The sequence below is a fragment of the Coxiella endosymbiont of Ornithodoros amblus genome (assembly GCF_019425495.1).
Taxonomy (GTDB): Bacteria; Pseudomonadota; Gammaproteobacteria; order Coxiellales; family Coxiellaceae; genus Coxiella.
In genome coordinates this window covers 1-9,352 of sequence record NZ_VFIV01000051.1, presented here as the reverse complement: position 1 = coordinate 9,352, position 9,352 = coordinate 1, and the positions used below count along the sequence as shown (strand labels likewise).

Here is a 9,352-nt window from a genome sequence, read left to right as displayed (position 1 = left end):
ACGTTCTTTTCGTCAAAACTGATTGTTGACACAACAACCCAGGGCCTATACGTATGGAGCAAAGCAGAATACGGGAAAATAATGATCTCGTCTATCGCCCCCGTATTTCGCTGCGCTCATAGGGGGTCAGCAACTCGATCTTTTAAATTTCTTTACTTCAAAGAATTGATCTTCCCAAAAAATTAATACTCAAAAGTGTAATTATAAAAAAGGAAAATGTTATTGACTGATAAATACTAAGACATTATTCTTAGTTTATTAGATTATAAAATACAGATTAGCATTTGAAAATAATAAAAAGGATATCAAGGATGCAACCTACATATACACTAGAACTCAGCGAGTTAGAATATCAAGTTGATCGTTTATTGTGCTCTTTAGAACGATTAAAATCAGAAAATAATGCGTTACGTAAGAAATTAGCCACTCAAGTTCGGGAGCGTTCATTATTGGTTGAAAAAAACCTTCAAGTCGCCCAGAAAATTAAAAAAGTAATTACACAATTAAGGGAAGAAATTCCATGAGCGACAACAACAGCGAACAGAGTCTTATTTCCGTAAAAATCCTTGATCGCAGCTATCACATTAAATGCCCCCCCCAGCAAACCAAAGCACTTCAAGAAGCAGCCGCTTACGTGGAAGAAGAAATGCGTAAAATACGCCAAACAGCGAATATCAACAGCATAGAACGCATCGCTGTGGTCACTGCTCTCAATATTTACCATGAACTCATGCAGTTGCGTAAACAAAAAAATAATTACATCGATGTCATGAATCAACGCATTCAAGATTTGCAACGGCGAATTGAAAATTTTCTGGAAAAAAATACTGAAATTGAAGTATAATATGAGAGTATCCTCTGTGACTCGTGGCAAGGACTACATATTTGAACCGATACGAGTATGACAGGGAATTGGCTGTGGTCACGCTGTTGAGCAAGCCCGTTTTTCGTGGTTTCATGAATCCGAGGGAAGCCTGAAGTCAGTGCCCGCCAGTCCCACCTGAGCCTTTGGGTTCAATTAATAGGCTTGCAACGATGTCATAGAGGGTTTTATGTGTTCAATACTTAACAAAAATCAACTACGCTACCAATTGCGCCAGCGCCGAAACGAACTTTCCTTACAAGAAAAAAATGAAGCTTCTGAAATCATTTCTAAAAAAATTGTGGCACTTCCCATTTTTAAGTCTAGCGAACGGCTGGCGTTTTATTTATCGGATGACGGCGAAGTCGATATAAGAACCGCAGTATCAAAAGCGCTCGAAGTGAAAAAAGACTGTTTTTTACCAATTTTGCACTGCACTTTAGATCATCATTTAGATTTTTATTCGTATTGCCACAAAAGCGAATTAATTAAAAACCGTTTCGGCATTGAAGAACCCGACCCAACGCGGGAAACACGCATCGCCACAAAGGAGCTGGATTTAATCTTTTTACCACTTGTCGTTTTTGATAAAGAAGGTAATCGTCTTGGCCGCGGCGCAGGCTACTACGACCGCACCCTGGCTTTTTTAAAAGATTCAAATGCTCAAAAACCCAAACTGATCGGTGTGGCTTATGAGTTCCAAAAAATTAATTCAATAACTACAGAAAAATGGGATGTCCCTTTAAACAGTGTTGTAACTGAAAAAAATATTTATCACTTCTAATGTTTTCTTCGTAACAGAAATCTGATAGATAACAAAATTATTAATAACGGAACGACCACAGGAAAAATAATCGGGAATAGAATAATTGCCAATAATCCCCATAAAAAAGCAAATACAGCTAAAATTATGACACCGACACCACTGAAAACTAAGAAAAACAGAATCGCAATGCTCAACACTACAATTGTAGCAATGATAACGCCCCAAACGCCTGCCGTGATAGAGAGGGTTAGCTCCAGAACCGGAAAGAGCAAATACCAACCGGCGACGACTAATAAAATAATAAATAGCGCAATAAGCCACGGGGAAGCCCGTCGCTTGCATGAAGGTGTTTTATCCACTTTAGATCTCCTTTTAATTAAAGATTTACGGTTTTAAACTATAGCGAATTTTAATCCATAATAATCGGAAATCTGCCTGGCGCCAAGCCTTAACGCCGTCCATTGATAACACATTTTTATAGCCCATTTTTTTAATGATCTCGGCAGCCAACGTGGAGCGAAAACCACCATCGCAGTAGAGTATTAATTTGCGGTTGCGATTGGGGATCAATCTTTCGATATCTCGTTCGATAACACCTTTTCCAAGATGAATGGCCGAAGGCAAGTGTCCCTCATGCCATTCGCTTTCTTCGCGCACATCAAAAAGCTCAAAGTCTTCTTTCATTGCCCATCATTTTTTTATGGTATAGATATCCGTTTCTTTAATGTGCGATTTTGCTTCTTTGGCAAGAGCCACGAAACTAGGACTGAGTTCTTTTATCTTTTTCTCCTAAACTTCGTAACTATTTAGCCTGTGGATAGAAACGTCCATTTTTCAGCCATTCACGTTAGGTGCTTGAATAGTCACTAAAAATCCACTTCCGCTAAATTTCCTTTTTTCTCCAGCCAATCCCGACGATCCGCCGTGCGTTTTTTTGCTAAGAACATATCCAAAAGCTGTTCCGTTTTATCTTTAGCCTTGACAGTTAATCGCACTAAATGACGTGTATCCGGATTCATTGTCATTTCGCGCAATTGGGACGGATTCATTTCACCCAAGCCTTTAAGACGTTGGATATTAATGGCGCCTTTTAATTTTTCCGCTTTAATGTGATCTAAAATACCTTCTTTTTCCTCTTCATCCAAGGCATAAAACACGTCTTTGCCAACGTCAATACAATACAAGGGCGGCATGGCACATACACATGGCCGCTCACTACTAAAGGGTAAAAGTGTTTCATAAAAAGTGCGCATGCATAATAACTAGCGATATGATAACCATCGGAATCGGCATCCGCTAAGATGCAAATTTTTCCATACCTAAGGCCTTCTAAATACTGGAATCGGGATCAACGCCAATTGCTATAGCGATGTCGTGAAGGGCCTGAGAAGCTAAGTACTTGTTTGGTATCGACTTCCAACGTATTTAATATCTTTCCACGAAGAGCCACGATGGCTTGAAAATTCTTATCTCGTGCCTGCTTTGCTAGCCACCGGCTGAATCGCCTTCCACTAAAAACAGTTCGCACTGTATTGGGTCAGATAAAATGCAATCCGCTAACTTGCCCGGTAATGCAAAGCCCGTTGTCACTTTTTTACGTTCAATTTTCTTGCTAATGCGCAATCGTTTTTTCGCATTAGCAATCACCAATTCAGCCAGCGTTTTCCCGATTTCAACATTATATAATTTAACCACAAACTAAACGCATCTTTAACGACCCCGGAGACAAACACAGTAGATTGGCGTGAAGTTAACCGCTCTTTAGTTTGGCCTGAAAACTGAGGCTCTTGCATTTTTACGGATAAGACATAATGGCATTGCTCCCAAATGTTTTCGGAAGCAAGCTTCAAATTATGTGGCAATAATTTGTGGATCTCACAAAATTCACGCATGGCTTCTAATAAGCCTATTCGCAAACCGTTGACATGCGTCCCACCTTGCGGCGTTGGGATTAAATTCATGTAACTTTCTCTAACGCCTTCTTTATCTTTAGGCAACCACGCCAGCGTCCAATCCGCTTTCCCCATTTCTCCCGAAAAACTGCCCACCCACGGCTCTTCGAGTAATCGTTCACGATCGCGCAAGCTATCTGCTAAATTAGGTTTTTAAGCCTTCGGCGTAATACCATTGAAACCGTTGACCCCGGTGTTCTCATCGATAAAATGAACGTGAGACCATGGCATAAAACGGCCTTAGCCTGCATAGTATGTTTTAAGGCGGAAATCCCAAATTTTACAGAATCAAAATAATGCGGATCGGGCCAGAAATGAACGCTTGTACCACTTTCCGATCTATTGCGCGATCCCACCGGGCGTAGTTTCGCCATTTTTTTCACCATTGGCGAAATCCATTTGATAAATTTTACCGTCTTTTTTTACTTGAACAGTAAGTTTTTTTTGGACAGCGCATTAACAACGGAGATGCCAACCCCATGCAGCCCCGGAATATTCGTAGGTTTTCGTTAAAAATTTAGCACCGGCGTGCAAACGCGTTAGAATTAATTCGACGCCTGTTAATTTGTGTTCGGGGTAAACATCGATAGGCATTCCGCGACCATCACATCATCAACGACTTCTAATGAGCCGTCTTTATAGAGAATTACCTCCACATTTTGTGCAAAACCCGCAATAGCTTCATCGACACTATTATCAATGGCTTCATGAGAAAGATGATTTTGGCGAGAAGTATCCGTATACATCCTACGGCGGCGTTTCACGGGCTCTAACCCACTCAACACTTCGATCGCTTCGGTAGCATAGCCTTTGCCAATGGTTTTTTCGTTGGCATTGCTCTTCGGTTCAATCCACGTTATCGTTCTTAACTTCATGATGGGAAACCCAGACTGTCATCCCGCAAAGCGGAAAAGGATAATTTTCATAAAATTGAGTTGCTCGCGACAATGCAATTGTACACTAAGCTTATGCGTTATCTGTATACTTTATTATCTTACGCTGCCTTACCCTTTGTATTGCTGCGTATGTTATGGCGATCTCGACGGGTCGAAGGTTATCGTTATCGTTTATTGGAGCGTTTTGGATACATTAAGTCGTTTGACTCTGATGCGCCTTCCCTATGGCTTCATGCCGTTTCGGTGGGGGAAGTGATCGCTGCCGTTCCGCTGATTAAAGCGCTGTTGAACCATTATCCTCATTATTCCTTGATGGTTACTACAACCACCCCCACAGGTTCTTTGCAAGTCCAAAAAATTTTTAAAGACAGGGTTCGTCATGTCTATTTGCCGTATGATCTTCCAGGTCCCGTCAACCGTTTTTTAAAACGCGCGCATCCTCAATTAGCAATTTTAATGGAGACCGAACTTTGGCCTAATTTATTGCATTATACAAATAAGCGAAATATTCCTGTGTTGTTAGCCAACGCCCGTTTATCCGAACGTTCGCTTCAAGGTTACCAAAAGATAGTCCCCCTCGCGCGAAAAATGTTAACGCAAATTAACTGCGTCGCTGCTCAAAGCCTAGTGGATGGAGAGCGTTTTGTTCGCCTGGGGCTTTCAAAGGATCGATTACTGGTCACGGGTAGCATGAAGTTCGATCTTCATTTGCCCACTTCCGTTATCCAAGAAGGAAAATCGCTTCGAAAATCATGGGGCGAGCGCCTGACGCTTATGGCGGCCAGCACCCATGAAGGTGAAGAAATTATTGTGCTGGAAACCTTTCGTCAACTCCGTGCTGAATTTCCCGATGCGTTTTTAATCCTAGCACCACGCCACCCCGATCGGTGCACGAAAGTAGCCCGGCTGTGTGAAAATACAGGCTTTTCAATCGTGAGGCGAAGTCTCCAACAATTCCCGACTCAAAAAATGGACATCTTATTGGGGGATACCATGGGAGAATTGTGCCGACTTTATGCAGCAAGCGACGTCGCCTTTGTCGGTGGTAGCCTGGTTCCGGTTGGCGGGCATAATTTAATTGAGCCCGCCGCTATTCAGCTTCCTATTATTAGCGGGCCTCAATTGCAAAATTTCGTGTTAATTAGTGAGCTGTTAAAAAGAGCGCAGGCCTTATTGATCGTAAACGATAGCGAAAGTTTATATCACGTGGTTTCTCAGTTATTTAAAAGCCCTAATGAAAGAAGTGCTTTAGGAAAGCGAGCCTATCAGGTCACTGCGGCGAATACTGGTGCTGTAAATAAACATATGCGATGGATCAGCAGTCAGTTAATTTCACCGAATTTGTAATAGAGATGCCTCTAAATTGAAATCCTTATCACTAGCTATTCTTTTGGCATTATTCTTGCGACAGTTTCTTAGCATAAAATACGTATTCACGTATCCCCAAAAAAGGCCGGTGCGAATGCAGTAAGAGAATAGCAATCTACCTAAAACTAACAAAAACTAGCACAGTGTATCTAACCCGATTTAGAGAAGCGCTTATGCTATTAACGCTATCAGAAATTTCTTATTTATTTTCATATTCCTTAACAACGGAATGGACTTTCTGAAAAATGTCTAGGGCTTTCCGCCTAGGAGAAAAAACCTCGTCCGGCATACGGGGAGCTTTGGGTTCGGATTTCACTTTATCTTCATATGCTTTTACGCATGTAGTGATTTCTTTCTTAACCGTACGTCGGATTTCTTTATGCACTTTTTCTAATTGACTTATTTATTTTTATTTCTAATTTTTTCTTTCTTTAACTCAGCAATTTTATTATTTATAGGCTCCAAGTACCCCTCGTTTATTCCGTCGATCAATTTCTGCATCAACTCACAATTTTTGATGAAAATAAGAAAATCAATGTACTTTAATTTCAAAAGTAATTGGTTGAAATTTAATTTTTTCCCTAATAATCGTCGACTAATTTCATCATGCATTCACAGCTAAAATTTTCTAATCCGCATTCTTTCTAAGAAGCGTAATACAAGTTTACTAACATAGAATCCAACGCATTCAAGCTAAAAAAATCCGACGCCATCGACACTAGTTAAAAATAGAAAATAGAAACAATTTAGGATGCTTGCAGGTTGAAGAGTTATCTTCGTAAAAAACACCGGCTAGTTTACTTAAAAGTCTGAAATTCCGCCGCGCCTCATCGAGGAATCCAAATGAATGAGTCTCAGCGAATTCACAGATGAAAGTTTTCTTCGGCTTCGCACATAAATATTCCGTTATTGAGTCATCATTAAAAATGACGCAATAAACGCTTCCCATAAAAGCGTTGATAGGGCGTTCTCTTGTTCATTAATTGAAGGGATTTTTTGTAGAGATTCGTTTTCAAGATATTCGTACGATAATTGCTTCGCTTCGATAAGTGTCCAAAGATTCTTTATAGCAGTGTTCGAATATTTCTTAATCGATTGGAAAATAAGGTTGAAACGATATTTTTCAATATTTTCTTAAAGCCATTTGTTAAATTCTACTTTTGATACGGAAGACCTTTATGTTTTTTCTATTGATTACTGGAGTACGTTGGTTATTAGATTGAGGAGCGCGAGGGGAAAATTTCACAAGCCAAGCCTATCTCTTTGCACGTTAACCCCCTTTCCTTGGATCATAGTTTTGACTATTAGGATGCTCCTTTTTCAAAAGTTTTTAGCTTGCTTTTTAGCCTCTTCAAGAGTAACTGCTTCCGTCGCTCTAAGAATTTTACAGGCATTTTTCTGATCTGCGGAGGAGTTTTGGTCGCGAAAATCAAAAGAATACCTCATTATTGGAAAACCCTCCTAATGAACTATGACGGCGTCATGGAATCATTAACAGCTATTTTTTCTCTTCCTTTTCTTCAATTCCGTGAACGATAGCTACGGGAGTTATATAAAATTTGATTGAATTAGCGGGTCGCATTTCAATTTGAAGTTGGTGAAGTCGCCCCATGATATTACTGAACTGCTTTTGCGTTTTCGTTGACTTCTCGCAAGTGTCGATACAAATCAGAAGTTTCTTTTCCTTTTGTGACTGCTTCCTTCTTTTGGATAGCAGCGCTAAGCGATTGAGTCAAACGATCTTCCTACTTGGAGTAAAACAGCATTATATACCTCTGAATATCCGATCGATGTTGCTGTTTAATTCTAATTTCTGATCCCATCGCCCACTTGAACACACTAAACTTGTACTACATTTCTTTTATATCCTTCTGTCCTTGACTGTACCCCCACAATTGCTGACACCGTCCCCGTCGTAGTTAGTGAAATTGTTTACGTACTTTACAAGTAACGTCAAAATGGGTCAAGCGATATTACCTTGGAATTTAGAAGAAGGCTTATCGCCGTGTTGTATTACAATCTCGATAAGAGGTCTTAATGCCTCTTTGTCTCCTACTCTCTTTTTGCTGTTATATAAAAAAACTGCATATTCAAATAACGATTGGTAATTCCGCTTTTTACGCTAGAATTCGTTATATAAATATGGTAAAAGCATTTCAGGAAATCGAACCGCCTCTTTTAATTTTTTTTACCTCTCGGATATCCTTCGTGGCTGAAACAGCTTCCAGTAACTTTTCAAAAGTATTCCATTTTTTGTCAAAAGCTTCCTCCAGTTTTGTATAAGATTCATTTAATTACTTTTTTGCATTTTCGCGTTTATCAAACTCTCCCTCTATCTCTTCAAGCTGTATGGATAGATCATACAAAATTTGAGGAATGCACACGACAAAGGTCTCTCCTTTAACTTGTCTTGCATCTGGCTCAAATGTGATTCTAGATGGTCCCTCAGGAAGACTTCGAGTATTTTATCTTTCTGCTTTCAGAAAAAGATGGTTTCTGCAACCTCACGTCTTTCCTTCAGCAAAGCTCTATCTAATCTCAATTTTATTTTTTCTTTCTGACTTTTATTCAATTCTTCTATGGGATATCCATTTTTTTTTGGCAGAATTAATTATGGTTTCTGTCACAATTTCCATTATCACTAGACAACACTTAAGTCGCAGCCATTCGAAACGCATTCTCTTCGATTCACTTATCTAAGTCTTGAAAATACAGGTGTGACCCCCAGAATACAGCGAAGTTTGGTTTCATTACACTCATCAACGGCTTTTTTAGCGAGACTGTCAGGTTTAGTAATTTGCTGTTCATAATATGCCTGACACTGGTCCTCTTGTTCTTTATCTAAATCTAAAGGGGGCAGCGCTGTTTCAGAGGCAAGGTTAAACAAAGAAAGCTTGCTAGATACCGGTTCGGTCAGTGATTTAAAAGGGGTTTTCTGTTTAGTTCATTAGATTTCTTTAGCTCATCATAAAACAGCAACGCAAGGGTATCTTTCCAGAACTATTTTCTTGTTAGTTAGAAACTTGAACTCAACAGCTTGAGTAACAGCCGACTAGATAGCACGTCCTTATGTTAATGGAAAAATTTTCTTGTTATAAATTTATCGCTTTGAAATACCAATAAACAGAGTCAATCGTTTTAAAGTTAATTTATTATTTTAAATAAAAGGCCACTGCTTAAAGTTCCATTAAAAATTATTTTAAATATCCTCTAGAAAATTCAATCAATTCTCACGCCACGGCGGACATGGTCACAAGAACGCTTTAAATTACCGATAATTTATGGCGCACACACTGCTTTTCAACCCAATGCCTTACTTAAGGTGGTTTTTCCAACTTGTCTCGAGCCCTCAATAAAAACCATTTTCTTTTTGAGATCTTCAACTCGAATTATTGTTCGTACTGTGCACTGACCATTATGCTGTCTAATAGGGCAACCCATCTTGTTAAACTTACATTCAATCACTGTAAGATGCCGTTAAAACAGATAAATTGGATACAATAAATAG

The 9,352-nt window shown here is 39.5% G+C and carries 5 protein-coding genes, 1 other RNA gene and 2 pseudogenes; 5 read left to right on the top strand and 3 right to left on the bottom strand.

Features of this window, described 5'->3' with window-relative positions; genetic code table 11:
* Positions 1-284 precede the first annotated feature (284 nt).
* The 4 genes from FIV31_RS06245 to FIV31_RS06230 all read left to right on the top strand — a co-directional run bounded on the left by FIV31_RS06245 (position 285) and on the right by FIV31_RS06230 (position 1,646).
* Positions 285-524, top strand: a complete 240-nt coding sequence (locus tag FIV31_RS06245) for a TIGR02449 family protein (RefSeq protein ID WP_280124175.1) — start codon at positions 285-287, stop codon at positions 522-524.
* A complete protein-coding gene (locus FIV31_RS06240; protein WP_280124174.1) occupies positions 521-844 on the top strand; it encodes a cell division protein ZapA in 324 nt (107 codons plus the stop codon). The genes FIV31_RS06245 and FIV31_RS06240 overlap by 4 nt, the downstream gene beginning before the upstream one ends.
* 8 nt (positions 845-852) lie before the next feature.
* Positions 853-1,051, top strand: a non-coding RNA gene (ssrS, locus tag FIV31_RS06235) — 6S RNA.
* 1 nt (position 1,052) lies between these two features.
* Complete coding sequence (locus FIV31_RS06230; RefSeq protein ID WP_280124173.1) at positions 1,053-1,646, top strand: 5-formyltetrahydrofolate cyclo-ligase; 594 nt, start codon at positions 1,053-1,055, stop codon at positions 1,644-1,646.
* Here FIV31_RS06230 and FIV31_RS06225 read toward each other — a convergent pair.
* From FIV31_RS06225 to parE, 3 genes and pseudogenes are all read right to left on the bottom strand, one after another.
* A complete protein-coding gene (locus FIV31_RS06225) occupies positions 1,643-1,987 on the bottom strand; it encodes a hypothetical protein (protein WP_280124172.1) in 345 nt (114 codons plus the stop codon). The two genes, FIV31_RS06230 and FIV31_RS06225, sit on opposite strands and share 4 nt — an antisense overlap.
* Before the next feature lie 50 nt (positions 1,988-2,037).
* A pseudogene (locus tag FIV31_RS06220) lies at positions 2,038-2,408 on the bottom strand (rhodanese-like domain-containing protein).
* A gap of 86 nt (positions 2,409-2,494) precedes the next feature.
* Positions 2,495-4,430, bottom strand: a pseudogene (gene parE / locus FIV31_RS06215) (DNA topoisomerase IV subunit B).
* A gap of 118 nt (positions 4,431-4,548) precedes the next feature.
* Between parE and waaA the strand changes: the two are divergent.
* Entirely contained in the window at positions 4,549-5,823 is a 1,275-nt protein-coding gene (waaA, locus tag FIV31_RS06210) for a lipid IV(A) 3-deoxy-D-manno-octulosonic acid transferase (protein ID WP_280124171.1), read from the top strand.
* Positions 5,824-9,352 lie beyond the last annotated feature (3,529 nt).